We start from the raw sequence: 15904 nt of genomic DNA on the forward strand, positions 1-15904 counted from the left end.
TTATAAAAAAAAAGGGGAGGAGAAAAGCATAAATCAAATGGCGATATTGATTTATTTCGGTATTCATAGAGTTAGTAATTGGAAGTATAGTATTAAGGGTAATTTAAATAAGAATTTTCGCCCAAATAAATGTTAACGTCCAATTACCGGATATTTGGATAAAAGAAGGTAAAACTGATTTTATATATGACAATCTAATTAAATTGAAAGCAAAAGCCTATTAAAAAATTGAAATACAGTAGGTTGGTATTGTTTTGATGTTGCCTAGTTCCATGTGTTCTTGCAGCTTTGTTTATGATGAATACCAAATATTTTGGATCATTATTAATGATTCAGAATGAAAGTGTTTTACTCGGATTAAGGTGAATAATTCGACTTTGAAACGAAATAATTCAGGGACCCGGATTTTCTGTAGCTGTCCAGGTCCATCATGGTCGATTCCGGGATGATCTCAATATCTTTTCTTTGGATGACATTTTTTATGGTAAGAAGAATGATCTTTATATCGTTTAATAGGGAAAGGTTTTTTGCATAATTCACATCCAGTTGAAGGCGCTCGTTCCAAGGAACAAAATTTCTACCTGAAACCTGAGCAAGGCCTGTGATTCCGGGGTTAACACTGTGACGGAGGCGTTCCTTTTCGGTGTAATAAGGAAGGTATTTGATTAAGAGGGGGCGAGGGCCAACAAAGCTCATTTCTCCTTTTAGGACATTAAAAAGTTGTGGAAGCTCATCAAGGGAGGTTTTTCTGAGAAAAGCTCCGGTAGGAGTGAGCCTTTCTACATCCGGGAGTAATTTGCCGTTCTCATCGGTGCGGTCGGTCATGGTTTTAAATTTAATAATGGAAAAGATCACTTCATCTTTTCCTGGCCGCTTTTGATAAAAGAAAGGATTTCCGTCATTTTTAAACCACAATACGATTGTAACTACTAGTATTACTGGGCTGAATAATAACAAAAGTACTAGGCTTCCCCAAAAGTCAATGAATCGTTTCCCAAATCTTTTATACATATGCTTTTTCTTTTTCTTTGGATGGATGCTGGGTCTTTTTACCCAACAGGGTTTGATATTCATTTAACAATGCTTCCCAGATATAAGGCCTGGAATATCTTTGGATGATAAGTTGTCTGTAATAGGAATTATATCCTTCCGAAGGCCTCAGGGTACTCAAGGCTTCCAGCATGGCATTTTTAAGTGCAACGGTATCCTTGGGAGGAATAATACGGCCGTTTTGACCATCAATTATAATTTCATTACAGCCGTTAATATTGCTCACTATACTGTAAATACCCATGGCCCCTGCCTGCATGACGGTGTTGGGAAATCCTTCCCGGTAGCTCGGAAATAAGAGGGCGTCAGCAATCGTGAAATATGGCCTGAATTCTCTGTGCCAGCCGGTGTCATAAATGGCGGGATGGTTTTTAATTGCAGCTACGGTTTCCGGTAGAAGAGGATCAAGATCCTCCTCAAAACATCCAATAAGCAGCAGGCTTGTCTCCCGATAGTTTTTGTGAATAGATACGAAGGCATTAACCAGCTCATTAACACCTTTATCTTTGACATACCTCCCGGAGAAGATAAAAACAAAGTTGTTTTGGGGAATACCTAATTTATCCTTTAGGGCTTTTCGGGAAACTTCATTAAACAAGGAAGGGTCGAAGTATTCTACATCGATCCCGTTGGAACTTCCGTTACCTATAACCTTCAGTTTTTTCTCATGGGTAAAACCCTCCCGAAGGACGATCTCTTTCAGTCCGTTGGAATTTGGATAGATCTTGGTAGCGCATCGGTATGTAATTCGTTCCACCAGGTTGAGTAGTTTTCGTTTTGCACCCCTGGATTCCAGGAGCGGTAGGCCTGCAATGGTATGCAGCCGGTGGGGAACCCCTGCAAGTTTTGCGGCTAGCATAGCTAAAGTACCGGCTTTAGGGGTGTGACTGTGAACTATATCGGGTTGCTCTTGTTTAAATATTTTAAAGAGGTGATATAAAGCTTTTAAATCTTTATATGGAGTAATACTTCGGGTCATTTCAACAGGAATCACCCTTATATTTTCAGACCTGCCATATTCCTCTAAAGAGACGTATTGGTCTTCTTTGCTCGATATACCCAAGACCTCAAAGTGATTTTGCATGTAACCCAACTGACCTTTTAAGAGACTTCCCAGGGAAATTGGAATAGTGGTAACACGAATCAATTTAAAAACACTCATATATTAAACTGTTGTATTCTTAGGAGAATTTGTATTGTTAGAGAGTTAAGATTTTGAACAAATGGTGATCAATAATTATTTGTCAGATTAAAATTGACTTATTATAAAGTAATTCTGAATATATTTCGTTTATTTTTTATAATTAATCGTTAATGATCCAGTTGTAAAATGAGAGGAATATAATAAAGCATTCGCTGTTAATGTTAAGAGAATAGATTAGCAGTTTAAATCACATAAGTGTTTTGAGGGTAAGTGCATTCTAAATACAATCAATTGAATATTATATCTTAAGTATTTTCATTCATTTGAATTTATGTGTTGATTGTATAAAATAGACTTTAAATCACGTTTCGTAATCTTATAATGCCATGCTTGACTATAACAACTAAATAATTTCGATTATTTAAGTATTACACTTTTCGCTTTACTTCTTATTTAGCTGTTAGCTAACGATGTATTTAGTATTTTGATGGGATATTTATCTTTATTTGTTTGTAAGACAATATCTTAATTATTCCTAAAATATTTCTAATAATTAATTTGGATAGGAAAGACATGAGATTAAGTATTCTTATTTCGATGTATAATTCAGAAAATTATATTGAACATTGCTTGAAAAGTGTTTTGAATCAGGATATTCCCTTTACCGATTATGAGATATTGGTTGCTGATGATGGGTCAACTGATGGATCCTATGCAATTGTGAAAAATTATGCCGATAGATACTCTAATATTAAATTAATTAAAGGGACTAATGAAGGGGTTTATACGAAACGTAACCTATTGATGAGAATGGCCTCCGGAAAGTATCTCTATCACCTTGACGCGGACGATTATATAGCTCCTAATTGTTTAAGCTTTTTGTTAAAAATAACAGAACAACATGACCTTGATATTTTGGGTTTTGGTTCTTTGATAACTTATGATCATGGTTATTTAGAACCAAATTTAATACTTGATTCGGAACGGCCTATAGAAACTATCACAGGTAAAGAAATGCTTCTGCGAGAGTCTGGAATTCGGTATGAAACTTGGTGGTATTTTATAAAAGCATCATTCTTTAATGATGCCGGGATTTGGTTTGAAGTGAATAATAGAGTTACTTCAGATGCTAATTTTACTATAGAACTTTTTATTAAGGCATCCAAAGCCTATTTTTTGGAATTAACATTGCATTATTATTTTCAATCAGAAAATTCGCTTATGAGGAATCATTGCGATAAGAGTTTGAATAATAGATTGAAAGGTAATTTGAATACAGTAACATGCTTCAATGAATTAGCTAAAAAACTTGACCCTAGAAATTCTTTAGATAATAATGTGAAAGAAGTTTTGTCCCGAAAAATGACAATCCTAACATATCAAGCATTATTTGACTTAAGTCGATCAAACTTAAAATTAGAAAGGAAGTTCGAGATTCTTGATATACTAAAACATGAAAGTCTATATCCCATTTCTCAATTAAAAGGAAGTGAATTTAGTAAACTTTTTCATGTGATTTTATTAAGAATAATCAACGAACCTTTTGTTTTTAGCAATCTATTGCGAATTAGGTTCTTTCGAGGATTCCATTTGATATATAGAAAACTTCCTTTTGTAAGCTCATGAATATTTAATTCTTCATTTAAATTAAATTTTAAATATATAATTATGAGGTTAAGTATCTTAATTTCTATGTATAATGCGCAAGATCATATTGCAATATGCTTGGATAGTGTATTAAATCAAAATATACCGTTAGAGGATTATGAAATACTAGTAGTCGATGATGGTTCCGAAGATCAATCGGTTAATTTAGTAAGAGATTATGCTGTAAGTTATTCAAATATTAAGCTTTACAGTAGTCAAAACAAAGGTGTTTATGCTCAACGAAATTTTTTAATGAGGGAAGCGCGGGGAAATTATTTGTATCATTTAGATGCAGATGATTACATTGTTAAAGATTGCTTGGCTCAGTTACTAAATACTGCCGAAGGTGATAATCTTGAAATTATTTCCTTTGGAAGCCAAATTATTAAAGAAAGACGTAACCAAGATACTATTTTTCCTGAATTATTGGAAAAACTAGAGGTGTCAACTGGTAAAAAAATGTTGGCGCAAGAAAATAATATACGATATGAGGCCTGGTGGTTTCTTGTAAAAACTTCTTTTTTAAAGGAAGAAGGTATTTGGTTTGCTGCCGACAACTATTTAGCGGATGTTAATTTTACATATCAATTGTTTTGGAAAGCCAAGCGGGTTTCATTTTTGAACTTAAATGTTCATTATTATTATCAAACAGAAAATTCTCTTATGAGAGATGATAATGATAATAGTGTTAACAATCGGTTGAATGGATATATACAAACCTTAATTTTTTTCCATGAATTGTGTAAAAGTCTTAATTCTGATGATCAACTGAATTTGAATCTTAAAAAAACTCTAAAAAGAAGGATGACTGTCCTTACTTATCAGGTGTTATTGGATTTGAGCAAAACACGACTTAAATTAAAAAGTAAAGAGCAGATTTTGGGTAAATTGAAAGAAATGAAGTTATATCCCATAGATAGATTAATAAATTCTGATTTTAATAAATTCTCTCATTCACTTTTAATGAAAATATTCAATAAACCATTGGTTTTTAGTTTTCTATTAAGAGTTCGCTTTTTTCGAATAGTTTACTTGGTTCACCGATTATGAATTTATGGATTGAAATAAGTAAAATTTAATAAAGATGTGTTTTGGATAGATTAATCCCTTAAAAATACTAATAATAGTGTGTTTAAGTTTAATAGATTAGTGATTACGGAATTAATTACTTTATTAGTTTGCTTAGCAACTTACTTTAACTTAGTGCTGATATAATGCTCCCTATAGTGAAGTCTAACTGTTTTATTAATAATGAAATAAGAAATCATTTCGGAAATTTTTAATTATCCTGCCGCAATGCTAAACATGCTATATGGGCTTACCTTTTAAAACATTTCCAGCTCAAAGCGGAACTATAATATGAGATTTTGGGGCAGCTTCCAGATTTTGATTGATGTAAGAACCTCGACATGAAGAGATGATTTCACCTAAACCATTTGATACAATGCTCCATATAATAGACGGAGCATCTTTACCTGATAAGAGTGTTGATCCAAGGCAATTGATAACAATATCAAAAGGTTGCTTCCATTCTTAGAGTTATTTACGCTGTGAAGTCTTATAAAGAAGGCGTAATTTATTATTTTCTTGGATTTATCAGTCAAACTGACCTTTAATATGATTTAAATTTCCTTTAAATGTGGGATTATTTAGTCTATTAGAATAATGTAAACCTATAACCCTTTGTTTTCTGCCAATTTCATTTCGGTAATAACAAGTGAACCGTTCTTAACCGATATATTTTTAATAGTTTAGACCAGGTAAGAGAAACAACCCAGATATGGATGGATGATTACAATCATCAGCGACCACATGATGCCCTGGGTAACCTTCCTCCGATAGAATTTGCAAAGAAAAATCTCAACAAAGCTAACCTTGTTGAGATTGATCATACAAGTGATAATATTGTAATAATAAACAGTTCTAATTAAGGGAAACCGACACGCCCAGCACTCTATCTAAGGATACAGGGACGGTTGTTAATCTTATAATTTTTTTCTCATTTGTAATAAATCGATTTCCAATCTTCAAGTAAATTTATAGCATTAATCGATTACTATAAGTTTTGATTTTTTGAGAATATTTCCTTGATTATCAATAGTCATTAGAATGTAGCTTCCAGCCTGTAGTCCGTCAAGCGGCAGATAGTAAGGTTGCTGATCTTGGCTTTTAATTGGGATGTTATTAATAACTAACCTGCCTAAATAATCATATAATTGAATTCTTTGGATTCCCGGATTATTGACACCCCCGTTAATGTAAATTCCATTTCTTGTAGGGTTTGGATAAACCACAAACTGGCTTAACACACTCTCATTTTCTGTTATTACAAGATCATTTGTGTCATTTTCTATAGGACCTTTACTTGAAATATTTGAGTTACTAATTACCTCAATAGCATTTATGATGGGATTTTCTACCTCGTGTCCGAAGCCTATATTCAACACACCGTCACTAACGATAACGGGGTAAGAAAGCATTCCTGCGACTTGATGACCAAATGTAGCAATTGGATCAAAATTATCTGCTACAATGTTGCCTTCAATGAATATGTCATAGATTCTATCACCACTAAGGTTGGTTAAGTTATAACTATTCCCAACAAACAAATTTACCGTGTATTCTCCATTGTCCAGAGGGATTTGGAACTCCATTTCCTCTCCCTCAGTGGGATCCCAGCGTTCATTTTGAAAAATACCATTGAAAATGTTCTCATCAATATAATTTGGGATGGAATTACTTCTATTCACAAAATCAAATGACGCAGTAGCATTGATTCCGGTATTCACGGAATAAGAGGCTCCCTGGTATGCATTATTTGTTGGATTTGATTCCCAATCCGGACCATTGTCAGAGGAAGTAACTGTGGAATTTCCTCCAACATTGATGCGTGCAACAGGATTAAAAGAGGGGTCTATGATTTTTTCTGAAACGGACCATAAAAATTGTTGCGAAACATCTTCGGACCCGGTTTTACTTACAGTAATAACTACTGAATGAACGCCGTCTGCATTGGGGCCTCCGCTTACAGCTGATAGCTCGATGGCTCCTATGATCTGTCCGTTTGTTGGTTCGATACTAATACCTTCAGGTTGTCCCGAGATAGAATAATTAAAATTTTCATTGGGGTCTCCTCCTGTAGCACCTACGGCTAAGGTCGGAGTGTCACCCACGTAGCTAAACTGATCACTTATAGGTTGCATGGAAATAGGAGGGTAGGCTTCCGGGTTGATTCCTTGAATAATCTCAACGGCATTAATTATAGGATTTTCTATTTCATGTGCAAAAGCGATTTGCAGGACTCCGTCACTTACTGTAACCGGATAGGAAAGCATTCCGGCGACCTGATGCCCAAATGCGGCAATTGGATCAAAATTATCCTCCACAATATTATTTTCAATAAGGATGTCAAAGACTCGATCACCTATATTATCAGTTAAGCCATAACTATTTCCTACGAAAATATTTACCGTGTATTCTCCATTTGTTAAAGGGATTTGGAATTCCATTTCTTCTCCTTCAGCCGGATCCCATCGCTCATTCTGAAAAATACCATTAAAGGTGTTTTCATCGATGTAATCTGGGATGGAAATATTTTTATTTGCGAAATCAAATACAGCTGTAGCATTCAATCCTGTATTAACGGAATAGGAGGTTCCCTGGTATGCCTCATCAATTGGGTTAGACTCCCAGTCCGGACCATTGTCCGTGGTTATAACATTGTTGTTTCCCCCTACATTGATGCGCACTACGGGATTTAAAGAGGATAGATTGGTTTGGTCACCGACAGAAAGACTTGTTTTCGCTTTATATATATTATTATAGGTGATTACTAATTCGGCTAACGCTTGAGTAGAACTACCGATATGTTCTATGGTTACGGAGGGAGTAGATGAGTTTGTTAGAAGTGTATTAGGGATTTCATTGTTTAAAACCATGAACTCATCTGAGTCTAATCCTATTAACTCTATCCGATTAACCCATAGACCGGTATTACCTCCTACAAGATCGATATCAATAACTTGTGTGCTGCCTATAGTAAAAGTTAAATTATCAGGGGTTTGCAGTGTACTCAAAAATAATGGTTCTCCAATTGGATCATCACTATTGTAATATTCCATATTAGTTTGACTTCCACCACCTTTCATAGGTGATCCTGATGTGACATAAACACTGTTTCCTGATACAATTGCCTGGGTTCCATGTCTGGCATGATTTAACTCAGTTCCTTGTGTCCAGAGGTTCAATTCAGGATCAAAAATTTCAGTGATTTTCAGCGCATTGTTATTGTCAGGAACTTCACCTCCTGCAACAATTATTTTCCCATTTAAATTGACTGTAATTGGCGCGGCTCTGGGTGTTGGAATATTTAATTGTGGATCATTACTTAACCATTCACCGGTTTCGAAATTGAAAATATCCATTGCAGAAACTAAAGGTGCAAAGAGACCTCCCTCTCCTCCGGATTGACGACCTGATACGGCATAAAGGTTGTTTCCATGAATGGTTGCCTGAAAATGATCTCTTGCGTGTGGTGCATTGGGGAGTATTGTCCATGTGCCTGTTGCCGGATCAAATTCATCAAACCATGAAACAAATCCTCCGTCGTGACCTTTTGTATTTCCCCCTAGGATATAGAATTTATTATTGTAAAGCACCACACCTGCGCCACCACGCCTTCTATTTTCTGGAATTACTGGCCCGTTTATCCAAGTATTATCCACCGGATTATAGATCCAGATGTTGGTTGTTGGTATTTCGTTAGGGAAATTGTTGTTTTCAAAAGCAGTAATGATCCAAATAAAGCCTTGATATTCTATAGCTTGAAAATGATTGAATTCGAAGGGCGCTGAATCTTGTAAATTTTCCCATGTATTATTGGAATAATCATAGACATCAATGGTTTTCGAATTTTCTCTTCCGCCCATTAGATAAAATTTATCTCCGGCTTGAACAAAGGAGCATTCGTGCCGGGCAGTGTAGTTTTGATTTTCAAATTTCTCATTCCAGCCTATGCCTGGTTCCAGAATCGTCCATAAGAACTGTTGCGAGGAATCTTCAGATCCGGTTTTACTCACCGTAAGGACCACTGAATGGACACCATCAGTACTTGGTCCTCCACTGGTAGCTGAGGGGGCGATGGCCCCTATTATCTGCCCTGTAGAAGGTTCAATGCCAATACCTTCAGGTTGTCCCGATATAGAATAAATAAAGTTCTCATTGGGGTCTCCTCCTATTGCACTCACTGCTAAGGTCGGGATGTCCCCCACGTAACTGATTTGATCGTTTAAAGGTTCTAAAGTAATAGGGGGGTACTGCTCAGGATTGATACCTTGAATTACCTCAATAGCATTTATGATGGGATTTTCTACCTCGTGTCCGAAGCCTATATTCAACACACCGTCACTAACGATAACGGGGTAAGAAAGCATTCCTGCGACTTGATGACCAAATGTAGCAATTGGATCAAAATTATCTGCTACAATGTTGCCTTCAATGAATATGTCATAGATTCTATCACCACTAAGGTTGGTTAAGTTATAACTATTCCCAACAAACAAATTTACCGTGTATTCTCCATTGTCCAGAGGGATTTGGAACTCCATTTCCTCTCCCTCAGTGGGATCCCAGCGTTCATTTTGAAAAATACCATTGAAAATGTTCTCATCAATATAATTTGGGATGGAATTACTTCTATTCACAAAATCAAATGACGCAGTAGCATTGATTCCGGTATTCACGGAATAAGAGGCTCCCTGGTATGCATTATTTGTTGGATTTGATTCCCAATCCGGACCATTGTCAGAGGAAGTAACTGTGGAATTTCCTCCAACATTGATGCGTGCAACAGGATTAAAAGAGGGGTCTATGATTTTTTCTGAAACGGACCATAAAAATTGTTGCGAAACATCTTCGGACCCGGTTTTACTTACAGTAATAACTACTGAATGAACGCCGTCTGCATTGGGGCCTCCGCTTACAGCTGATAGCTCGATGGCTCCTATGATCTGTCCGTTTGTTGGTTCGATACTAATACCTTCAGGTTGTCCCGAGATAGAATAATTAAAATTTTCATTGGGGTCTCCTCCTGTAGCACCTACGGCTAAGGTCGGAGTGTCACCCACGTAGCTAAACTGATCACTTATAGGTTGCATGGAAATAGGAGGGTAGGCTTCCGGGTTGATTCCTTGAATAATCTCAACGGCATTAATTATAGGATTTTCTATTTCATGTGCAAAAGCGATTTGCAGGACTCCGTCACTTACTGTAACCGGATAGGAAAGCATTCCGGCGACCTGATGCCCAAATGCGGCAATTGGATCAAAATTATCCTCCACAATATTATTTTCAATAAGGATGTCAAAGACTCGATCACCTATATTATCAGTTAAGCCATAACTATTTCCTACGAAAATATTTACCGTGTATTCTCCATTTGTTAAAGGGATTTGGAATTCCATTTCTTCTCCTTCAGCCGGATCCCATCGCTCATTCTGAAAAATACCATTAAAGGTGTTTTCATCGATGTAATCTGGGATGGAAATATTTTTATTTGCGAAATCAAATACAGCTGTAGCATTCAATCCTGTATTAACGGAATAGGAGGTTCCCTGGTATGCCTCATCAATTGGGTTAGACTCCCAGTCCGGACCATTGTCTGTGGCAGCAATTGTATTACTGCCACCTACATTGACTCGGGTTATAATAAGACCACTGTCTTCTACGATATTTGCTTGAATTGGGATTAATAACGGTGAATTTGTCCCGGTGTGAAAAATCTCTATCTGTTCACTTTTAAGTCCTGTACTTGTTTTCGAAGGGTCAATAGTTATAGGAATATTGACAGATTTACCCGGATCCACAACAATAGGTAAAAATTGACTATCCGAACTGGATATAAAATTTCCTGAAAATGTGATATTATCAATTTGAATTGTTGGATCTCCCGGACTACCTATATTAGTTAAAGGCACTTCCAAAGTTTCAGGGGTGGAGGATTGGGCAATTATTCCAAAATCTATGATGTCAAGGGTTGTGTCTAAATAATCAGATTGATTATAGATGATATCGATAAAATCCCAGGTGGCGATAAAACTTTTGTTTGATGTTGATGATGTACTAATAATTCCTACTGCGAGTCCTATGCTGTCATCAGGGTTTAGAAATGAAGCAGGTAGCGAGATATTATTAATAAGTGGAAAAATAGTTTCTCCACCATCATAAGAATAATTTATTTCACTTAATAGAGTTGAAGGAGTGACGCTTAAATAGAGATCTATACCTGAAGGTTGAGTCATTTCTGGAGTATCAAAAATATATGATTCTGTAGTACCATTATTTTCTAGTATGACTTCAAAACCTATTGTAGAATCCTGATCAGAGGTTCCATTCATTACAGTAACCTTTAAATAATTATCTTGATCTCCGGTTCCTATAAAAAGCCCGTACGATTGACCGTTCTCGGGAAGATTTCCGTTAAAAGGAGTTTCAATCTTAGTGTGAATGGTGAATGGATCAGAGTTTTTGTCGACTTGAATACCAAATTGAAATGCATTCTCCTGGGAGTTTAAATTTTCAAAGGCATCACCAGGTGAAACGTTATCAATGGTTGCTTTTCCTCCTGCTCCTCCGAAGGATAAATTAGTCTCATCGAACAATGTAAGGTAATCTGTAACTCCATCATTGGGAATCATTAAACCGGTGAAACCCAACCCGAAAAATCCTGTACCGGGATCATTGTTCCAAAAAGGGTGTTTGATAGGTAGATGAGTAGTTAGCCCGTTATCAGGGTCTATGGGGAAGGGATCAGCGGTATCCGAAATGCCATCATTGTCATCATCCGGATCATTTAAATCAGATATAAAGTCGTTGTCGGCATCATCAGGTCTACTTCCTGCCGAACAATGATTTGTATTATTATCAAGCTCGTCCTGATTTGAAAAGTTATCAAAGTCATAATCGGCTAGGGGATCAAAATCCAGATCCCCTGGTTGAGGACAGGCGCCAAGATCGTCTGGCTCAAAAATGGAGATGCTGCTCGATGTATAGTTAACAACCCATAAAGTTCCAGGAAATACTTTATTGTCGCCTTGCGAAATAATATCTAAGGGAACTTCACCAAAACCAGATAGGAAATTATTGTCTTTACTAATTAAAGTACCGTTTTCATCAACTACGTATCTATTCACCTTTCCATTGAAAGATACAGTTAAAATATTTCCGTTTAAGGCATTATCAAAGTTAGAAGCATTATAAACACATATACCATTGGTGGAAGCAGACACAAAATCTAAAATTTTAATTTCTGTATTTTCTGCCCCATCACTTAGATATTTTCCTTGACGGGGGTCATCGGGAAAATCTGCAATAGTAAATGAAGAATTGTAATATCCGCTAACTCCATTTAAAAGTTCTCCAAATTGATAAGAGGCGATGTTTACCCAATCACTTCCATCATATTCATAATCATTTATCCCAGCCATGGCCGGAAATGCACGAATAGGGACAGGGTGACCTCCATAATAGGTGTTTGAAGTGTCATTTATATCTCCAATAAAATGCAGTCCATCATAAATAGTAGTTCCGTTGTTAATATTAAATTCACCTGATATGTAATCTCCATTTTCAGGGAAGTAATCATTTCTATCATTACCTTTGAGTTGATCATTGCTATCATATATTGAGGGTGGGCCACCCCATCCGCTATTTGGGCCATTATCACTTGTAAATATTTTGCCCTCAGGGGTAATTACAACATCATAGGCATTTCTAAAACCAGGCGCGAAGATCTGAACCGGTCCTCCCGGTTCATTGAATGCCTGGTTGATACTATTATTCCCTCCAAAAGGATCTCCTATATCAATAGTAGCATTGTGTAGTGGATGCTGGGGAGAATATGGGAACTCAGGGTGGGTGTTATCTATGTCAATTCTACTCGGATCATTTAAGGTAGGAAGATCATAAATAAAGGGTACTCCCGTTCTAGTATCGATGAACGGGCCGGAATTCAGTACTTCTAATTCTTTAAGCTGCGATAAATTTACTGTTAATAAAGCAGCGCTAAGGGTTGTTTCTCCAGAACCAGCAAAATTATTACTTGGTGCTCCCATGTTTGTATTACCGCCTTGTTGTACAAACAGGTAATCGGTGCCATTTATGCTTACAAATTGCATCCCATTGGTAGCGTGATTTTCCTCACATCTAGGTAAACCTCTAACGATATCGACACGATTCCATCCGTTTCCATTCCAGACTAATCTATGAATGATCCCGGAATTGGTATCCAAATTAATATCATTCCAGGTACTATTTCCCCCTCCTATTCTCGAATCTGAAGATGACACATAAATTATAGGCTGATCCGGAGTACCTACTACGGTTAGACCTACGATCAAACGCTTTTTTAATGAATTTGGCTGACCATCATCATTATGATTTGGAGTTTCCTCTTTTATAATATTTATTGGAATAGCACTTAGAGCAGTATAGGTGCCATTTCCAGGGCTGCTTAAATCTCTTTCAATGGTAATTTCCCAAATTGTTCCATATTGTTCGGACACATATAATTTGTTATTAGGACCGAAAGCAAGACTTGTGGGATTACTAATGGATATATTGTTGAGCGTGGTCGCTCCGAAGTTTATAGTTTGCCCTAGTATTGTATTACTAAGAAAAAGGAGTAATAAAAAAACATGGAAATAACGAAGGCGGCTATGAACTTGTATTAGAGTAATCTGTGGCTTGCAAGCCAACAATCTGTAAAAATATTTCATGTGTTTATTTTTGGACTTAGTGCTATTAACCAATAATAAACAAGTGTCAATAAAAGTAATATTATTCCGATTAGATGTTTTCTAATATGGATAAAACATAATTTATTTTCGATAATTTGAAAATAAAATTAATAAGTTGGAGGAGGTATAATCTGTGGTATTTTTACAAACATTCCTTCGATAGTAAAAAACATAAACCCTTGTTTCGAATAGAATAAGGGCCTAAAAAATAATAATGTTTGTTAAACCTTTTGAATGAAAGTATTGAAATTTGATTATTTCAAGAATGTATGGTAATACCATCGCTGAAAGCAATAAAATGTCCAAACACTAAATGTATTATCTATTTGGCCGGAGATATGATTTAGCACCAAATTTTGAATCTTTTCAATAGAAAAGATGTTTTGATTTTTCAGTTTTTCCGGGTCTATATAACCCATAAGCTCAGTTTTTAAACTTTCTCTTAGCCAATCTCCTATAGGAATTCCGAACCCTTGTTTTTTCTTATCAAAGAATCCATTTGGAAATTCTGATTCAAAAGCTTTTTTTAATAAGTATTTCTTATTAAAACCTTTTAATAAATAATCCTCAGGCAAACTGTTTGTAAACTCCCATAGTGTTTTGTTTAAAAAGGGTGATCGACATTCTAAGGAATTTAACATACTGGTGCGATCAACTTTTACCAACATATCTCCTTCCAAACTAACGTTTTTGTCTATATGTCTATAGTCATGTAAATTATTTGTTTTCTGGTTATGCGAAAAGTCGGAGAAAATCCCCTTAATTTTATATTCGCTTGAAAGAAATGAATTTAATTGATGGGGAGTGAAACCTAATGATATAATATTCCAGTAATATTCATCGCCGTAATCGATGGCATTCAGTAATTTTTGTATTCTAAAACGCCTTCCGCGTTTATCACTACTGGAACTTAGTAATAGGCTACTCCTTTTTGAAAGAATATCGTGTAGACTTTTAGGTATTAAAGAGGTGTATTTTCGATTGATTTTACCTATGTAATATTTATTATATCCGCCAAATAATTCATCGCCTCCGTCTCCTGTTAAGGCGACCTTTACATGATCATTTGTTTTACGCGCAAGAAGAAAGGATGGGATAGCCGAAGAATCAGCAAAAGGTTCATCGAAGTTATCTAGAATTGCACCAATGGAATGAGTTAATTCATCTTCTTTTATGATAAACTCGTGGTGATTACTATTAATGATTTTAGATACGGTTTTAGCTTTTTTTGACTCATCAAAATCAGAGTTTGTATTGGCAATGGAAAAAGTGTTTATTGGTTTTGCAGAGGCTTTGGCTAAACACAAAGAAATTATAGAAGAATCAATACCTCCCGAAAGAAACGTCCCAATAGGCACATCAGAAATGGAACGACTTTCCACCGAAGCTTGTACTAATCGTCTTGTTTCTTTTAGAGCAGAAACAAATGAAAAGTTAGAGCTATGATAGTAACTATTTTGTTTATAGAGCTTTTGGATACTTGTTTCGTTTGTTAGAATATCATAAGATAGGATACGGTTAGGTTCCAGCTTTTTAATCCCTTCGTAGATTGTTTTTGGAGCCGGGATATATGTTAATCGTAAAAATAAATTTAATGCATGTTTGTCTATATCAGGTTTAGAATCCAATGCGCTTATAATGGATTTAAGTTCTGAACCCCATATCATGCCATTAGAGTTCTGCTTATAGTAAAGAGGTTTCTCACCAAAAAAATCTCGTACTAGAAAGACCTTGTGTTTTTGCAGATCCAATAAGCTAAATGCGAACATACCGTCCAACTTTCTAAAGCCGGAAATACCATGAAATTCATAAATTTTAAGAATAACCTCTGTATCTGAATTCGTGCTGAAGGTCACTCCTTGAGCTTTTAATTCCTCTTTAAGTAATTGGAAATTATAGATCTCACCATTAAATACAAGGGCTAATTCACCATTTCGACCAAGCATAGGCTGGACACCATTATTTAGGTCGATAATTGCAAGGCGTTTCATGCCTAAACCCATAAAAGTATTTTCTCTAAATTTTTCAATGAAAAAACCACCTCCATCAGGCCCTCGATGATGAATTAAAGCATTCATCGTATTCATCGTATTACGAACATGTTCAATTGAAGAATTCCTGGCTATGATGCCGTTAATACCACACATATATCTGGTTTTATGATAACTCCGTCTAAAACTATTAAATAGCCAAGGGTAAATAATTAATATTCGCCTATTTTCATTATATAATCGACATATTTTATGTACTCTTATTTCAGAAATAACTT

General features: G+C 35.8%; 6 protein-coding genes and 1 pseudogene. 3 read left to right on the plus strand and 4 right to left on the minus strand.

The window, feature by feature from the left end; genetic code table 11:
- Positions 1-357: 357 nt before the first annotated feature.
- Together E7Z59_RS13385 and E7Z59_RS13390 are read right to left on the minus strand one after the other, a co-directional pair.
- Entirely contained in the window at positions 358-1011 is a 654-nt protein-coding gene (locus E7Z59_RS13385; RefSeq protein WP_136336836.1) for a sugar transferase, read from the minus strand.
- Complete coding sequence (locus E7Z59_RS13390; RefSeq protein WP_136336837.1) at positions 1004-2212, minus strand: glycosyltransferase family 4 protein; 1209 nt, start codon at positions 2210-2212, stop codon at positions 1004-1006. The genes E7Z59_RS13385 and E7Z59_RS13390 overlap by 8 nt, the downstream gene beginning before the upstream one ends.
- Positions 2213-2767: 555 nt before the next feature.
- Here E7Z59_RS13390 and E7Z59_RS13395 point away from each other — a divergent pair.
- The 3 genes and pseudogenes from E7Z59_RS13395 to E7Z59_RS15515 form a co-directional block, all read left to right on the plus strand.
- Positions 2768-3820, plus strand: a complete 1053-nt coding sequence (locus tag E7Z59_RS13395; protein WP_136336838.1) for a glycosyltransferase family 2 protein — start codon at positions 2768-2770, stop codon at positions 3818-3820.
- Positions 3821-3862: 42 nt separating this feature from the next.
- Positions 3863-4891 carry a glycosyltransferase family 2 protein gene (locus E7Z59_RS13400; protein ID WP_136336839.1) on the plus strand — a complete coding sequence of 343 codons (1029 nt, stop codon included), beginning with the start codon at positions 3863-3865 and terminating at the stop codon, positions 4889-4891.
- Positions 4892-5565: 674 nt separating this feature from the next.
- A pseudogene (locus E7Z59_RS15515) lies at positions 5566-5694 on the plus strand (integrase core domain-containing protein); the annotation flags it as partial.
- A 192-nt stretch (positions 5695-5886) separates the two neighbouring features.
- On the opposite strand, the gene E7Z59_RS13410 reads toward E7Z59_RS15515, so the two are convergent.
- Both E7Z59_RS13410 and asnB read right to left on the minus strand, forming a co-directional pair.
- Positions 5887-13614, minus strand: coding sequence for a malectin domain-containing carbohydrate-binding protein (locus E7Z59_RS13410; RefSeq protein ID WP_136336840.1), 7728 nt, complete (start codon positions 13612-13614; stop codon positions 5887-5889).
- A 275-nt stretch (positions 13615-13889) separates the two neighbouring features.
- Positions 13890-15782, minus strand: coding sequence for an asparagine synthase (glutamine-hydrolyzing) (gene asnB, locus E7Z59_RS13415; RefSeq protein ID WP_136336841.1), 1893 nt, complete (start codon positions 15780-15782; stop codon positions 13890-13892).
- Positions 15783-15904: the final 122 nt, after the last annotated feature.

It is taken from the genome of Robertkochia marina (genome assembly GCF_004799345.1).
Classification (GTDB): domain Bacteria; phylum Bacteroidota; class Bacteroidia; order Flavobacteriales; family Flavobacteriaceae; genus Robertkochia; species Robertkochia marina.

Coding starts and splice junctions, on each gene's coding strand:
- asnB (WP_136336841.1), bottom strand. CDS start 15,782: ATGTGTGGTATTAACGGCATCATAGCCAGGAATTCTTCAATTGAACAT.
- E7Z59_RS13395 (WP_136336838.1), top strand. CDS start 2,768: ATGAGATTAAGTATTCTTATTTCGATGTATAATTCAGAAAATTATATT.
- E7Z59_RS13390 (WP_136336837.1), bottom strand. CDS start 2,212: ATGAGTGTTTTTAAATTGATTCGTGTTACCACTATTCCAATTTCCCTG.
- E7Z59_RS13385 (WP_136336836.1), bottom strand. CDS start 1,011: ATGTATAAAAGATTTGGGAAACGATTCATTGACTTTTGGGGAAGCCTA.
- E7Z59_RS13400 (WP_136336839.1), top strand. CDS start 3,863: ATGAGGTTAAGTATCTTAATTTCTATGTATAATGCGCAAGATCATATT.
- E7Z59_RS13410 (WP_136336840.1), bottom strand. CDS start 13,614: ATGAAATATTTTTACAGATTGTTGGCTTGCAAGCCACAGATTACTCTA.